Annotated in this window: 1 protein-coding gene (cut by both window edges); it reads right to left on the bottom strand. The window is 70.8% G+C overall.

Every position in this 16,295-nt window falls within one protein-coding gene, locus tag OHA40_RS19695, for a non-ribosomal peptide synthase/polyketide synthase (protein ID WP_442943761.1), read on the bottom strand. The gene is 44,352 nt long; 14,428 of those nucleotides lie to the left of the window and 13,629 to its right, leaving coding positions 13,630–29,924 in view, spanning codon 4,544 (complete) through codon 9,975 (partial); the first complete codon in reading order (the gene reads right to left) occupies positions 16,293–16,295. Both codon boundaries (start and stop) fall beyond the window edges.

Here is a 16,295-nt window from a genome sequence, read left to right as displayed (position 1 = left end):
TCCTGCATCCGCCGCGCGGTGGCCGCGGGCAGAGCCTCACCGGAGGCGAAGACGTTGCGCAGGCTGGTGCACTCGTCCGCGCGCTCCTCGGCGGCGTCAGGCCCGGAGGCGGTAGCTTGCGTAACCACGGAGGGCCCCGCGGCCGCCGCATCCAGCACAGCGACGAAGACCGAGAGCATCGACGGCACGAAGTGCGCCGTGGTGACCTGCTCGTCGGTGATGACCTGCACCAGGTAGGCCGGGTCGCGGTGACCGTCCGGCTTGGCGACCACCAGTCGCGCACCGATCTGCAAGGGCCAGAAGAACTCCCACACCGACACGTCGAAGGTGGCCGGAGTCTTCTGCAACACCACGTCGGTGTCGTCCAAGCCGTACTCGTCCTGCATCCACACCAGACGGTTGACGATCGCGGCATGCGAGACCGCCACACCCTTCGGGCGGCCGGTCGAACCGGACGTGAAGATCACGTACGCGGTGTTCGACGGACGCAGCGGCGCACGACGGTCCGCGTCGGAGACCGGGGCGTCCGAGTAGTCCGTCAGCGAGATCAGGTCGATCTCGATCGCCCGGGTCGACCCGGCGTCGAACTCGTCGCGCGAGGTGGTCAGCACACACACCGGACGGGCGGTGTCGAGCACGTACCGGGTGCGGTCGGCCGGATGATCCGGGTCCAGCGGCACGTACGCGCCACCGGCGACGCTCACCGCGTACATGCCGACCACCAGGTCGATCGAGCGGCGCATGCCGAGCGCGACCATCGCGTCCGGTCCGACGCCCAGCGAGATCAGGTGACGGGCCAAGCGGTTCACTCGCGCGGCGAACTCGGAATACGTCAGCGTCGCGTAGCGACTCGATGAGGGGTGGTGGTCGGGCGACGGGTGGGCGAGACTCGTCCCCTCGAACGTCACCGCCTGCGCGTCCGGAGTCCGCTCGACCTGCGCGGCGAACATCGAAACCAGCGTGGCGGACGGGTCGACCGCGTGCGCGGTGGCGTTCCACCGCTCGACGACATCGGCGCGCTCGACGCTGTCGAGCAGCTCGACGTCCCCGATGGTGACGGACGAATCCGCGGCGACCGCGGTCAGCATGCGCACCAAGCGTTGCGCGACGCTCGCAATGGTGTCGACATCGAACATGTCGGTCGCGTAAGCGAATTCGGCCGTCATGCCGTCGGCGGCGCCGTCGGCATCGAACCGGTCCGCGAGGTTGAGGTGCAGATCGAACTTGGCGGTCACCACGTCCAGCGGCACACCGGCCACGTCGAGGCCGGGCAGTTCGAACGCGGCCTCGCCGGTGTTCTGGAACGACAGCATCACCTGGAACAGCGGATGCCGCGCCTGCGACCGCGCCGGGTTCAGGATCTCCACCAGCCGCTCGAACGGCAGGTCCGCGTGCGCGAACGCCGCGAGATCGGTGTCCTTGGTGCGCGCGAGCAATTCGGTGAACGGTGTCGCCGGGTCGACCGCGCTGCGCAGCACCAGCGTGTTGACGAACATGCCGATGGCGTCGTCGAGCACCGCCTCGCCGCGGCCTGCGACCGCGGTGCCGATGGCGATGTCGTCGCTGCCGGAAAGCCGGGCCAGCAGCGCGGCGAACGCCGCGTGCACCACCATGAACAGGCTGGCGCCGTTCCCGCGGGCCAGTGCGTTCAACTCCCGCAGCAGCTGCGCGTCGAGCGAGAACTCGTACACGCCACCGCGGTTGGACGCCACGGCCGGACGCGAACGGTCCGACGGCAGATCCAGCTGCTCCGGCAGACCGCCCAGATGCTGCGACCAGAACGCGACCTGCTGGGCGATCAGCGAGCCGGGATCGGTCTCGGCGCCGAGCGTTTCGCGCTGCCACAGCGCGTAATCGGCGTACTGCACCGGCAGCGGAGCCCAGGTGGGCGCCTCGCCGCGGGAGCGCGCCGAGTAGGCCACCATGACGTCGCGGGCCAGCGGCCGCACCGACCAACCATCGCCGGAGATGTGGTGCACTACGAAAACCAGCACGTGCGTGTCGGGCTGCGAGCCGTCCATCGAGCCCGCGATGCGGAACAGCCGCGCCCGCACCGGGACCTCGGTGGTGACATCGAACCCGGTCAGCACCAGTTCGCTGATGCATTCCTGGATCTCGTCCTCGGAGACCTCGATCGGGGTGAGATCGAGGGTGCTCTGCCCGGCGGGCAGCACGACCTGCACGCCTTGGCCGTCGGCGGTCTCCGGGTAGACGGTGCGCAGCACCTCGTGCCGGTCGACCACGTCGGCGACGGCTTGGCGCAGCGCGTCGGTGTCCAGGGTTCCGGTGAGCCGGACCGCGAGCGGGATGTTGTTCACGGCGGTCTGGTTGTCGAACCGGTTCAGGAACCACATGCGCTGCTGCGCCAGCGACAGCGGAATCCGGGACGGACGCGGACCCGCGACGAGCTCGCGGCGGCGTCCGGTGCCCTGGTGCGCCTCCACCCGCGTGGCCAGCGCGGCCACGGTCGGGGCCTCGAACAGCACGCGCACCGGAATCCTGGTGTCCAGTGCCGCGCCGAGCCTGGCGACCACCTGGGTGGCGATCAGCGAGTTGCCGCCCAGATCGAAGAAGTCGTCGTCCGAGCCGACGGCGCGTTCGGCCTCGGCCAAGCCGAGCACCGCGGCGAAGGTGTCGGCCACGATCTCCTCGACCGGGGTGGACGGCGCGCGGAATTCCCGTGCCTCGAAGGCGGGTTCGGGCAGCGCGCGCCGGTCCAGCTTGCCGTTGGGGTTCAGCGGCATGGCGTCGAGCACCACGATCGCGGCGGGCACCATGTAGGACGGCAGCAGCGCGGACAGGTGTGCCCGCAGCTGCTCGACATCCACCGTCGCGCCGTTCGCGGGCACCACATAGCCCACCAGCTGGTCGCCGGTGCGTGCGTCGGAGCGCACCAGCGCGACCGACTGCGCGACCGATTCGTATGCGGTGAGCGCGGTTTCGATCTCGCCGAGCTCGATGCGCAGACCGCGCAGCTTCACCTGGAAGTCGGTGCGGCCCAGGTACTCGATCGCGCCGGTGGCGTCCCGCGTGACCAGGTCACCGGTGCGATACATCCGGGCACCGCGCGCACCGAACGGGTTGGCCACGAAGCGATCCGCGGTCAGGTCGGCGCGGCCGAAGTAACCGCGGGCCAGCTGGTCGCCGGCGAGGTACAGCTCGCCCGCGACGTTCGGCGGCACCGGGTGCAGGCGCGCGTCCAGCACGTATGCCTGCGCGTTCCACACCGGCAGACCGATCGGGACCGCTCCCTCGACCTGCCCGGCGACCGGGCCGTGCGTGGCGTGCACGGTGAACTCGGTAGGGCCGTACAAGTTGTACAGCGCGGCGTCGCTGACGCGGCGGATTGCCACCACTGCTTCGGCTGTGAACGCCTCACCGGCGACGAACAGAGTCCGCAGCGAGGCGAGCGCGTCCGCGTCGGCCGGGTCGACGCCGCCGGCGAAGACGGTCAGCATGGACGGCACGAACGAGGTCATGGTGACCCGCTCGGCCGCGATCACCTCGGCGAGGTACTGCGGGTCGCGGTGCCCGTCCGGGCTGGCGACCACGATCCGGCCGCCGGTGCTCAGCGGACCGAACAGCTCCCATACCGACACGTCGAAGGTGGCGGGGGTCTTGAACAGCACGACGTCGTCCGCGCCGATGCCGTATTCGCCGGTGATCCAACGGATCTGGTTGACGACCGCGGCGTGCGACACCGCGACGCCCTTCGGGCGGCCGGTGGAGCCGGAGGTGAAGATCACGTATGCCGGGTGCTGCGGGCGCAGCGGCGCGGTGCGCTCGGCGTCGGTGACCGGGGCGTCCGAGTATCCGGACAGGTCCAGCTCGTCGACGCGCAGCGTGGCGCGGTCCGCGCCGTCGAACGCGTCGCGCGCGGTGGTGAGCACACAGACCGGGTCGGCCGAATCCAGCACGTAGTGCACGCGATCGGCGGGCTGGTCCAGATCCAGCGGCACATAGCCGCCACCGGCCGCGTGCACCGCGTAGGCCGCGACGACCAGATCGACCGACCGGCGCATGCCCAGCGCGACCAGCGTCTCCGGGCCGACACCCGCCTCGATGAGACGACGCGCCAGCCGCCGCACGCGGGCGGCGAATTCGGCGTAGGTAAGGGTCGCCCCGGTGGCCGGGTCGACAATGGCGATCGCGTCCGGCGTGGCCTCGGCCTGCGCGGCGAACTCCTCGACCAGCGTGCTCGCCGGGCCGAGATCACGTGCGGTGTCGTTCCAGCCGCGCAGCGCCTGCTCGGTCTCCTGCTCGTCCAGCAGCGCGACATCGCCGATCGGCAGATCCGGTTCGGCCGCGACGACCTTCAGCAGCCGGTCGAAGCGACGCCCGAACTCCGCCATGGTGACCGGGTCGAACAGGTCGGTGGCGTAGATCAGCTCGGCGGTGATGCCCGCTGGGGCCGGACCTGTGCCGTTGGTCGCTCCGGCGGGCGCGGCGCCGCGCTCGGAGAGCACCAGTTGCAGGTCGAACTTGGCGACGTCGATCGGCAGGTCGACACCGCTCACCGTCAGGCCGGGCAGCTCCAGGCTGTTCTGGCCGGTGTTCTGGAACGACAGCATCACCTGGAACAGCGGGTGCCGCGCCTGCGACCGCGCCGGGTTCAGTATCTCCACCAGCCGCTCGAACGGCAGGTCCGCGTGCCCGAAGGCCGCGATGTCGGTGGCGCGCACCGAGCGCAGCAGTTCGGTGAACGTCGCGTCGCTCTCGATCGGGGTCCGCAGCACCAGGGTGTTGACGAACATGCCGATCAGGTCGTCGAGCGCCCGCTCACCGCGCCCGGCGATCGGGGTGCCGATGGCGATGTCGTCGTCGCCGGACAGCCGCGACAGCAGTACGGCGAGCGCGGTGTGCGCGACCATGAACAGCGTCGCGCCCTTGGTGCGGGCGAGTTCGGTGAGCTGGGCGTGGGTTTCGGCGTCGATCTCGAAGGTGTGCGTGGCGCCGCGGCCGGAGGCGACCGCGGGGCGCGGCCGGTCGACGGGCAGATCCAGCTGCTCGGGCAGCCCGCGCAGGGTGTCCGACCAGAACGAGATCTGCTCGGCGATCACCGAATTCGGGTCGTCCTCGGCGCCGAGCACCTGACGCTGCCACAGCGCGAAGTCCGCGTACTGCACCTCCAGCGGACGCCAGGCGGGCTCGCCGCCGTCGACGCGGGCGCCGTAGGCGGTCATCACGTCGCGGGTGAGCGGGCCCATGGAGAAGCCGTCCGCCGAGATGTGGTGCACCACCAGGGCCAGCACATGCTCGGTCGGGCTGATCTCGAACAGCCTGGCGCGGAACGGCACCTCGGCGGTCACGTCGAACGCGGTGCCAACCAGCCGCGAAAGCGCTTCGGGCAGTTCGGCTTCGGTGACGTCGAACGGGGCGAGGTCCGGAATGACCTTGGCGGTCGGCACGGTCTGCTGATACGCGGTGCCGTCCACCTCGGGGTAGAACGTGCGCAGCGACTCGTGTCTGGCCAGCACATCGGCGACCGCGATCTGCAGCGCCTGCCGGTCGAGCAGGCCGGACAAACGCACCGCGGCCGGAATGTTGTCCACCGCCGAGTCGGGGTCGAAGCGGTTGAGGAACCACATGCGCTGCTGCGCCAGCGACAGCGGGACCAGTTCGGGCCGCTGCTGCGGCGCCAGCGCCGCCCGTGCGCCCGCGCCCGCCTTGGTCTCCGCGCGCGCCGCGAGCGCGACCACCGTGGAGGCCTCGAACAGTTCGCGGACGCCGAGGTCGGTGTCCAGCGCGGCGGACAGCCGCGCCGCGACCTGGGTGGCGGACAGCGAATTGCCGCCGAGGGCGAAGAAGTCGTCGTCCAGGCCGACCCGCTCCAGGCCCAGCACGTCGGCGAAGGTCGCGGCGACGATCTCCTCGACCGGCGTGGTCGGGGCGCGGAACACCGCGGCCTCGAAGACCGGCGCGGGCAGCGCCTTGCGGTCCAGCTTGCCGGAGGCGTTGAGCGGGAACTCCGCCAGCACGATCACCAGCGACGGCACCATGTACGCGGGCAGCTGCCTGGCCAGGTCTTCGCGGACCAGGTCGGTGTCCAGCTGGACATCCGACGCCGTGCTCTGCGCGGCGTCCCGCGCGGGGATGACGTAGGCGACGAGCTGATCGCCTGCGTGCGCGTCGGAGCGCACCACCACGACCGCTTGGGCGACCTCGTCCAGTCCGGTCAGCGCCGACTCGATCTCGCCGAGCTCGATGCGCAGGCCGCGCAGTTTCACCTGGAAGTCGGTGCGGCCCAGGTATTCCAGCTCTCCGTGCTCGGTCCAGGCCACCAGGTCGCCGGTGCGGTACATCCGCGCACCGGGCTCCCCGTACGGGTTGGCGACGAAGCGGTCGCCGGTCAGGTCAGGTCGCGCGACATAACCGCGCGCGAGCTGGGCGCCCGCCAGGTACAGCTCACCCGCGACACCCACCGGAACCGGCCGCAGGCGCGCGTCCAGCACGTAGACCTGGGTGTTGAACACCGGAGCGCCGATCGGCACCGTCTCGGTGTCGGCGTCGACGACCTCGTGGAAGGTGACGTCGACCGCGGCCTCGGTCGGGCCGTACAGGTTGTGCAGCGCGGCGCCGGTCAGCTCACGCAACCGGTGCGCGGGCTTCGGCGGCAGCGCCTCACCGGAGGCGAACACCAACCGAAGCGAATCGCACCGCGCGGCGGCGGCATCGGCCACGAACACCGCGAGCATGGACGGCACGAAGTGGGTGACGCTCACCCGCTCCGCGCTGATCACCTCGGCGAGGTAGGCCGGATCGCGATGCCCGTCCGGCTTCGCGACAACGAGCCGAGCGCCGATCTGCAACGGCCAGAAGAACTCCCACACCGACACGTCGAACGTCGCCGGCGTCTTCTGCAGCACCGAGTCATCGGCACGAAGCTGGTAGGCGGTCTGCATCCAGACCAGACGGTTGACGATCGCCGCATGCGAGACCGCCACGCCCTTCGGACGACCGGTCGAACCGGAGGTGAAGATCACGTACGCGGTGTTCGACCCACGCAGCGGCGCACGACGGTCGGCGTCGGTGATCGGCGCCTCCGACAGCCCCTTCAGGTCGAGCAGGTCGATGCGCACCTGCGCGGTGTCGATGTCCAGATCGCTGCCGGAGGTCAGCACGCACACCGGATCGGCCGCGCCGAGAATGTATTCCGTGCGCTCGGCCGGGTGATCCGGGTCCAGCGGCACATACGCGCCGCCGGCCACGGCGACGGCGTACATGCCGACGACCAGATCGATCGAGCGCCGCATACCCAGCGCCACATACGATTCCGCGCCGACCCCGCGGGCGATCAGCCAGCGCGCCAGCTGGTTCACCCGCCAGGAGAACTCGGCGTAGGACAGACTCGTCCCGTCGAATGTGATCGCGGTCGCGTCGGGGGTGCGTTCCACCTGGTCGTAGAACATCGAGACCAGCGTCGCGCCGGAAGCGGAGCCCGCGGAGCGACCCGGCAGGGCAGCGTCCACATCGAATTCGGTGGCGTTCCACCCGGACACCACGAGTTCGCGCTCGGCGGTGTCGAGCAATTCGATGTCGCCGACGGAGACGTCGGGCGCGGTGGTGATCGCGGTGAGCACCCGGATCAGGCGGTCGGCGACGCGGCGCACGGTCTGCTCGTCGAACAGGTCGCGCAGGTAGCCCGCGCGCACCCGCAACCGCGAATCCAGCTGCGCGATCAGGGTCAGCGGGTAGTGCGTGGCGTCGGCCGCGTCCAGGCCGACCACCGACATTCCGTCGATGTCCGCGGCCTGTGCTTGCAGACCCGCCGCGTCGACCGGGTAGGACTCGAACACCACGAGGGTGTCGAACAGACCGCCGATGCCCGCGGCGGATTGGATGTCGGCCAGCCCGACATAGTGGTGGTCGAGCAGGTCGGCCTGCTCGCCCTGGGTCCGAGTCAGCAAGTCGCGCACGGACTCCGACGGATCGAACCGCACCCGCACCGGAACGGTGTTGATGAACAGGCCGACCATCGATTCCACGCCGCTCAGCTGCGCGGGACGCCCGGAGACGGTGGTGCCGAACAGCACGTCGTCGCGGCTGGTCATCCGGCCGACCAGGATGCCCCACGCGGTCTGCAAGACGGTGTTCGGCGTGACGCCCAGCTGCGCGGCCAGCGCGGTCAGCCGCGCGGTGGCCGCCTCGTCCAGGTCGAAGAAGTACTCACCGGACAGCGAGGTGATCTCGCGACCGGCGTCCGGGCGGGCCAGCAGGGTCGGCTCGCCCACGCCGCGCAGCGCGTGCGTCCACGCGGCCAGCGAGGCCGCGTGATCCTGCTGCCGCGTCCATTCCAGGAAGTGGCGGTAGGAGCGGGCGGCGGGCAGCGCGGAGCTGTCCGCGTGCGCGGCGTAGAGCACCAGCAGGTCGCGCATGAGCAGCGGCATGGACCAGCCGTCGAGCAGGATGTGGTGGTTGGACACCACGAACTGCCAGCGGGCCCCTTCTTTCGCCGAAGAGTCCGCGACCTGGATCAGCGTGAAGCGGATCAGCGGCGGTGCGGTCAGGTCGAACCGCCGCATGCGGTCGGCCTCGATCAGGTCGGCCGCCGAACCGGAGTCGGTCCGGTCGTGCTCGGCCCACGCCACCCGGACGCCCTCCAGCACGATCTGCACCGGGTTGCCGTCGCGGTCGGTGACGAACGCGGTGCGCAGGTTCTCGTAGCGGTCCACCAATGCCTGTGCGGCCGAACGCAACCGGGCGGCGTCCACCCGTCCGGTGAGGGTCAGCACCGCCTGCGCGGTGTAGACGTCCACCGAGCTCGCGGCGAGGCGAGCGTGGAACAGCAGACCTGCTTGCAGCGCCGAGAGCGGCCAGATGTCGGCCAGCGCTCCGAAGCGCTGCTCCCAGCCGTCGACATCCCGCTGGCTACTGCGCACCAGCGCGAAGTCGGACGGCGTGTGTCCCCCCGCGCCGGTCGAATTGGCATGGCGGGCAACCGATTCCAGTGCGGCAGTCCACAGCTCGCCGAACTCGCGCACGTCGGCGGCGGTCAGCAGAGTCGAGGGGTAGCCGATGTTGGCGGTGAGCTTGTCGCCGACCACGATGGCGTTCACGTCCAGCGGCGCCATCGCGGGCATGTCCGCGTCGTAGGCGCCGCCCAGCGCGCCGAGTTCGGGCGCGGGGATCCAGCCGAAGCCGCGCAGCGACTCGGGTACGTCGCCCTCGGAGACTCGGCCGAGATAGTTGAAGCTCACCTGACCGGGCAGCTCGCGCGGCAGTTCGGACGCGGTCTCGGCGTTCAGGTAGCGCAGCAGTCCGTAGCCGATGCCCTTGTCCGGCACGGCGAGCAGTTGCTCCTTGACCGCCTTGACGGCCGACCCCAGTGCGGGTCCGCCCGCGAACGCCGCGTCGACGTCGATGCCGGACAGGTCGAAGGCGACCGGGTAGATCGCGGTGAACCAGCCGACGGTGCGCGACAGGTCCGCACCAGGGGCCACGTCCTCTTCGCGGCCGTGGCCCTCCAGGCGGATCAGCAGCGAATCATCGCCGCGAGCGGCCACCCGGCGCGCCCGCCACTTGGCGGTGGCCAGCGCCAAAGCGGTGAGCAGGCCGTCGTTCACGCCGCCGTGGAACAGCGCCGGAACCGTGGTGAGCAGGGCCTTGGTGACCTCGGCGGACACCTCGAACGAAAGCTTCTCGATGATGCCCGAGGTATCGACCTCGGGGTCCATCGGACGCTCGGTCAGCAGCGGATCGGGCGCGGCGACCACCGAACGCCAGTAGTCGAGTTCGGCGACCCGCTCCGGGCTGACGGCCTCGCGTTCCAAGGCGTGCGCCCAGGCGCGCATCGAGGTCGTGGGCGCGACCAGCTCGGGCGTCTGGCCCGCGCTGCGCTGGCCCCACGCGGTGACGAAGTCCGGCACCAGGATGCGCCACGAAACACCGTCCACCACCAGGTGGTGCGCGACGACGATCAGGCGTCCGGCGCGATCGATGGCATCGGGTTCCAGCCACACGAACCGGATCACCACACCCGCGGCGGGATCGAGCCGGTCCAGCGACTCGTCCAGCGCGGCCGAGGCGATCTCGACCAGCTCGGCATCGGTGCCGCTCGCGTCGAACTCGGTGCGGTCGATCAGCGCGTCCACCTCGACCGTGCCCGGCGCGGCGGTCTCGACTACCCAGTCGTCGCCGTCGCGGCGCAGGCTGGCCCGCAGCATGTCGTGCCGATCGATGACAGCGCTTACCGTCGCCACGATTCCCGATCGATCGATGCCGACCGGCAGTTCCAGCGCGAGCGTCTGGTTGAACCGGCCGAACGAGCCGCGCCGCTCGGCCATGAACCGGACCACCGGCGTCAACGGCATGGCGCCGATACCGCCGCCCGGCGGCTCGGCAAGCGTCACTGCCGACGCCGCGGCGGCCTCGGCGGTTTCCGCGACGGAGGCCAGTCCGGCCACGGTGCGCTGCTCGAAGACGTGCCGCGGCGTGAACACCACGCCGCGCGCCTTGGCCCGCGAGACCAGCTGGATCGAGACGATGCTGTCGCCGCCGAGCGCGAAGAACGAATCGTCCACACCGACCCGCTCCACGCCGAGCACTTCGGCGAACACCTCGACGATGGTCTGCTCGAGCGGGGTGCGCGCCGCGCGGAACACGACCTCGGTCGCGAACACCGGCTCCGGCAGCGCCTTACGGTCCAGCTTGCCCACCGGGGTGAGCGGAACGTGGTCGATCACCATGATCGACGAGGGCACCATGTAGGCGGGCAGGCGCTCTTCGACGTGCGCGGTCAGCGCCGGGACATCGATCGAACGACCCTGCGCGGCAACCACATACGACACCAGCGACACCGCGCCAGCGGCGTTCTCCAGCCCCAGCGTGACCGCGAAGTCGACGGTCTCGTGCGAGGTGAGCGCCGCGTCGATCTCGCCGAGCTCGATGCGGAAACCGCGCACCTTCACCTGGAAGTCGGAGCGGCCGACATATTCGACCTCGCCGGTGCGCGTCCAGCGCACCACATCGCCGGTGCGGTACATCCGCGCGCCCGGCACATACGGGTTTGCCACGAACCGCTCGGCCGACAGCCCTGGCCGCGCGTGGTAGCCACGCGCCAGCTGGACACCCGACAGATACAGCTCACCTGCGACACCCACCGGAACGGGCCGCAGCTGGGCGTCCAGGATCAGCGACTGCATGCCGCGGACCGGGCCGCCGATGGTGACCAGATCACCGGGCGCGAGCGCGTCGCTGATGTTGGTCATGATCGTGGTCTCGGTCGGGCCGTAGCCGTTGTGGAAGCGGCGGCCCGAACCGTCCGGCGCGCCACCCCACTTGGTGACCAGATCGGCGGGCACGGCTTCACCACCCGCCACGATCACCCGCATATCGGCCAGTGCGGCCGAATCGAGCGAGGCGAGCACCGACGGGGTGATGAAGGCGTGCGTGACCCGCTCGGCGCGGATCAGCTCGGACAGTTCCTCGCCGCCGTACACGCCGGGCGGGCAGACCACCAGGGCGCCGCCGCGGCCGATCGCGAGCAGGAACTCGAGGATCGAGGCGTCGAAGCTCGGCGAGGCGAAATGCAGTGCGCGCGTGTCGGAATCGACGTCGTATCGGGCGTTCTGCTCGTCCCGGAAGTTGGCCAGGCCCGCGTGGGTGACGACGACGCCCTTGGGCACACCGGTGGAACCGGAGGTGTAGATGACGTAGGCCGGATGCTCCGGCCGCACCGGTCTGATTCGATCGGTGTCGGTAATTGCGGCATCGTCGAATTCGGCGAGCTCCAGCTCGTCGAGCACCAGCCAGTCGACCGAGTCGGGCAACTCGGCGCGCACCGACGCCACGGTCAGACCGATCGGCGAGCCGGAGTCGGTGACCATGTGTGCGATGCGGTCGGCCGGGTAGGTCGGGTCGATCGGCACGAACGCGCCGCCGGACTTGGACACCGCCCATTCGGCGAAGTACGACACGTCCGATCGGGGCACGGCGACGGCCACCAGATCCTCGGTGCCGATGCCGCGCTCGATCAGCAGGCGGGCCAAGCGGTTCGACCGCGCGTCCAGCTCGCCATATGTCAGCGTCGCGTAGCGACTCGTTGAGGGGTGGTGGTCGGGCGACGGGTGGGCCAGCGTCGCGTAGCGACTCGTTGAGGGGTGGTGGTCAGGCGACGGGTGGGCCAGACTTCTCCCCTGGAACACCACTGCGGGCGCTTGCGGGTCGATGGCCACGGCCTCGGCGATCAGGTCCGGCAGCGTCCGCGCCGGAGTCGCCGCCGCGCCGGTGCGGGTGACGAGATCGGCCCGCTCGGCGGCGTCCAGGACATCGATCGCGCCGACGGTGATCGCCGGATCGGCCGCGACCGCCTCGAGCACGCGCTCCCAGCGGTCCACGATGCCCGCCGCGGTCGACTCGTCGAACAGCTCGGTAGCGTAGGTGAGCGCCAAAGCCATACCGGCGGAACCGGATTCGCCGCGCTCGGCCAAGGTGAACTGCAGGTCGAAGCGTGCGACGCTCTCTTCCAGGTCCAGCGCGGACACCGAAAGACCCGGCAGCTCGAGGGTGGTGCGCTCCAGGTTCTGGAACGCCAGCATCACTTGGAACAGCGGGTTGCGCGCCTGCGAGCGTTCCGGCGCGAGCAGTTCCACCAACCGCTCGAACGGCACGTCGGCGTTGCCGTACGCGTCCAGGTCGGCGCGGCGCACCCGGTCGAGCATCTCGGCGAACGATTCACCCGGCTCGATCCCGGTACGCAGTACCAGGGTGTTGACGAACATGCCGACCAAGTCGTCGAGCGCGGCCTCGCCGCGGCCCGCGATCGGGGTACCGACCGCGATGTCATCCCCGCCCGACAAACGCGACAGGAGAACGGCGAGCGCACCGTGCATGACCATGAACAGCGAGGCGCCGCGCTGCCGCGCGACCTCGTCCAGCGCGGCGATCAGCTCGCCGGACAGCTCGCGGTGCAGCGTCGCGCCGCGGTGCGAGGCGATGGCCGGGCGCGGGCGGTCGGTAGGCAGGGCCAGCTCGTCGGGGACGCCGTCGAGCGTGCTCCGCCAGTGCGCCACCTGCTGCGCCAGCAGCGACTCGGGATCGTTCTCGGAGCCGAGGATCTCGCGCTGCCACACCGCGAAGTCGGCGTACTGCACCGCCAGCGGCGCCCAACCGGGGGCGGCACCGGTGCTGCGCGCGGTGTAGGCGGTCATCACGTCACGGGTCAGCGGCCCCATGGAGAAACCGTCGGCCGCGATGTGGTGCACCACGACCACGAGCACATGCTCGTCGGGTCCCGCCGCGTACAGCCGGGTGCGCAGCGGAACCTCTTCGGCCACATCGAATCCGGTGGTGACGAAATCGGTCACCGCCGCGGTCATCCCCGCGGGATCCACCGGGACCGGATGCAGGTCCATCGCGATGTTCTCGGCGGGCACGATCACCTGGACCGGGGTGCCGCCGTGTTCGGGGTAGCGGGTGCGCAGCGACTCGTGCCTGCGCACCACATCGGCGACCGCCAGGTGCAGCGCCTCGACGTCCAGAGCGCCGGTGAGCCTGATGGCGATCGGCAGGTTGTAGGCCGACGAGGCGGTGTCGTACTTGTTCAGGAACCACATGCGCTGCTGCGCGAACGACAGCGGTACCAGTTCGTCGGCGGCCCGCTCGCGGGCGACCAAGCGGGCCCGGGCGGCGCCGTCGGCATGCGACTCCACCCGTGCGGCAAGGGCTTCCACGGTGGAGGCCTCGAACAGGGTGCGCACCGCGACGGTCGTGCCGAGCGCGGCGCCGATGCGGGCGGCCACCCTGGTCGCGATGAGCGAGTTGCCGCCGAGGTCGAAGAAGTCGTCGTCCACGCCGACCCGCTCCAGGCCGAGCACGTCGGCGAACACCGCGGCCACGGTCTCCTGCACCGGGGTGACCGGCGCGCGGAAGGCACGCGCCTGTGCCGTCGGGGCGGGCAGCGCGCGGCGGTCCAGCTTTCCGTTGACGGTCAGCGGAATCCATTCCAGCCGCACCACGGCCGAAGGCACCATGTAGGCAGGCAACTGCTCGGCGGCGCCGTCGCGGACCGCGTCGAGCACCGGCTCGGCGCCCGGTTCGGCGACCACGTAGGCCACGATCCGCTGGTCGCCGGGCTGGTCCTCGCGCACGATCACCGCGGCTTGCGCGATGCCGGGCTGAGCGAGGATCGCCGATTCGATCTCGCCGAGTTCGATGCGGAAGCCGCGCACCTTCACCTGGTCGTCGGCGCGGCCAAGGTACTCCAGTTCGCCGTGCCGGTTCCAGCGCGCGAGGTCGCCGGAGCGGTACAGCCGCTCACCCGGCGCGTCACCCATCGGATCGGCGACGAAGCGGGTGGCCGACAGGTCGGGGCGGCCGAGGTAGCCGCGAGCCAATTGCGGTCCGGCCACATACATTTCGCCCGCGACGCCGACCGGCACCGGCCGCAACCTGTTGTCGAGCACGTACACCCGCAGACCGGCGATGGCGCGGCCGACCACGCTGCCGGAGGCGGCGGCGATGGTCGCGGCGTCCAGCGCGCGGTAGGAGACGTGCACCGTGGTCTCGGTGATGCCGTACATGTTGACCAGCAGCGGCGCTCCAGCCGCGGAGCTTGCGGAGCGGCCGTCGGGCCCAGCACCATGGCGTGCCACCCAATCCGACAGCCTGCGCAGCTCCAGCGCCTCACCGCCGAACACCACGTAGCGCAGCGCCAGCGGCGCGGCGTCGGGCGCGGCGTTCCGGTCCGCCTCCGCCAGTTGGTAGAACGCGGACGGGGTCTGGTTGAGCACCGTGACGCGTTCGGCGCGCAGCAGCTCCAGGAACTGTTCCGGCGAGCGCGAGGTGTAGTAGTCGACCACCACGAGGCTGCCGCCGAACAGCAGCGGGCCCCACAGCTCCCACACCGAGAAGTCGAAGGCGTAGCTATGGAACAGCGTCCACACGTCTTCGGGCCCGAACCCGAAATCGCGGTCGGTGTTCGCGAACAGCCGCACCACGTTGCGGTGCGCGACCGCGACGCCCTTCGGGCGACCGGTCGAGCCGGAGGTGTAGATCACGTACGCGACGTTGTCGGGGGTGAGCGCGGCGTTGCGGTCGTCGTCGGTGATCGGCGCATCGTCGGCGTCCTCGACATTGCCGGTCTCCACCGCGAAACCGTCCAGCACCACGGCGGGCAAACCGTCCGGCACCGCCACCTGCACCGTGGAATCGAGCACCACGCTGGTCGGCCGGGAATCAGCGAGCACGAAGGCGATGCGGTCGGCCGGGTACGTCGGGTCCACCGGCACGTAGCCCGCGCCGGTCTTCACCACGGCCAGCAACGCGACCACCAGGTCCAGCGACCGCGGCAGGATCACCGCGACCAGCGTCTCCGGCCCGGCGCCGTCGGCGATCAGCCTGCGCGCCAGCACGTTCGCGCGCCGGTCCAGCTCGGCGTAGGTCAGCGTCTCCACACCGAAGCGGGCCGCGACACGGTTCGGGTGCGCGGCGACGACGGCATCGAACAGGCCGGCCAGGGTGGCGCCGGGATCGGCGAACCCACCCGCACCGGCGGTGTCGACGCCGGAGGACACCCAACGCTGCGACACATCGAGACGCTCGCTCTCACCGAGCAGATCGATGTCGCCGACGGCGATCTCCGGATCCTCGGCGACACCGCGCAGGATCCGCACGAAACGGTCGGCGAAGGCGGCCACCGTCTCCGGGTCGAACAAGTCGGTGGCGTAGTTCCAGGACAGCGTCAGCCCGCCGTCGGCGGCCTCGCCGACGGTGAGCTGCACGTCGAATTTCGCCGTGCCCGGGTCGAAGTCGACCACCGCGACATCCAAGCCGGGCAGCGCGACGGTGCCCAGGTCGGCAGCCGAGGCGGCCTCGAAGGTCAGCACGACCTGGAACAGCGGGTGGTACGCCTGCGAGCGCGCCGGGCTGATCACGTCCACCAACCGCTCGAACGGCACGTCGGCGTTGGCGAAGGCGGCCAGATCGGTGCGGCGCACCTGGTCGAGCAGCGCGCCGAAGTGAGCGCCGGGATCGACCTGGCTGCGTAGTACCAGTGTGTTGACGAACATGCCGACGGTGTCGTCGAGCGCGCGCTCGCCGCGACCCGCGATCGGCGTGCCGATCGCGATGTCGGTGCTGTTCGACAGCCTGGCCGCCCACGCGGCGAGCGCGGCGTGCACGACCATGAACAGCGTCACGCCGCGGGCGCGCGCCAGCTCGGCCAGCGCGTCGTGCACCTCGGCGTCGACCGAGAAGTTATGCGTGCCACCGGCATTGGAGGCGACTTCGGGCCGGGGCCGGTCGGCGGGCAGCTCGATCTGATCGGGCAGGTCGCGCAGCCGCTCGCTCCAGTAGGC

The organism is Nocardia sp. NBC_00508, from assembly GCF_036346875.1.
In the GTDB taxonomy this organism is placed as follows: Bacteria; Actinomycetota; Actinomycetes; order Mycobacteriales; family Mycobacteriaceae; genus Nocardia.
The sequence above is the reverse complement of the archived record's forward strand: the minus strand, read 5'-3'. Positions and strand labels throughout refer to the sequence as shown.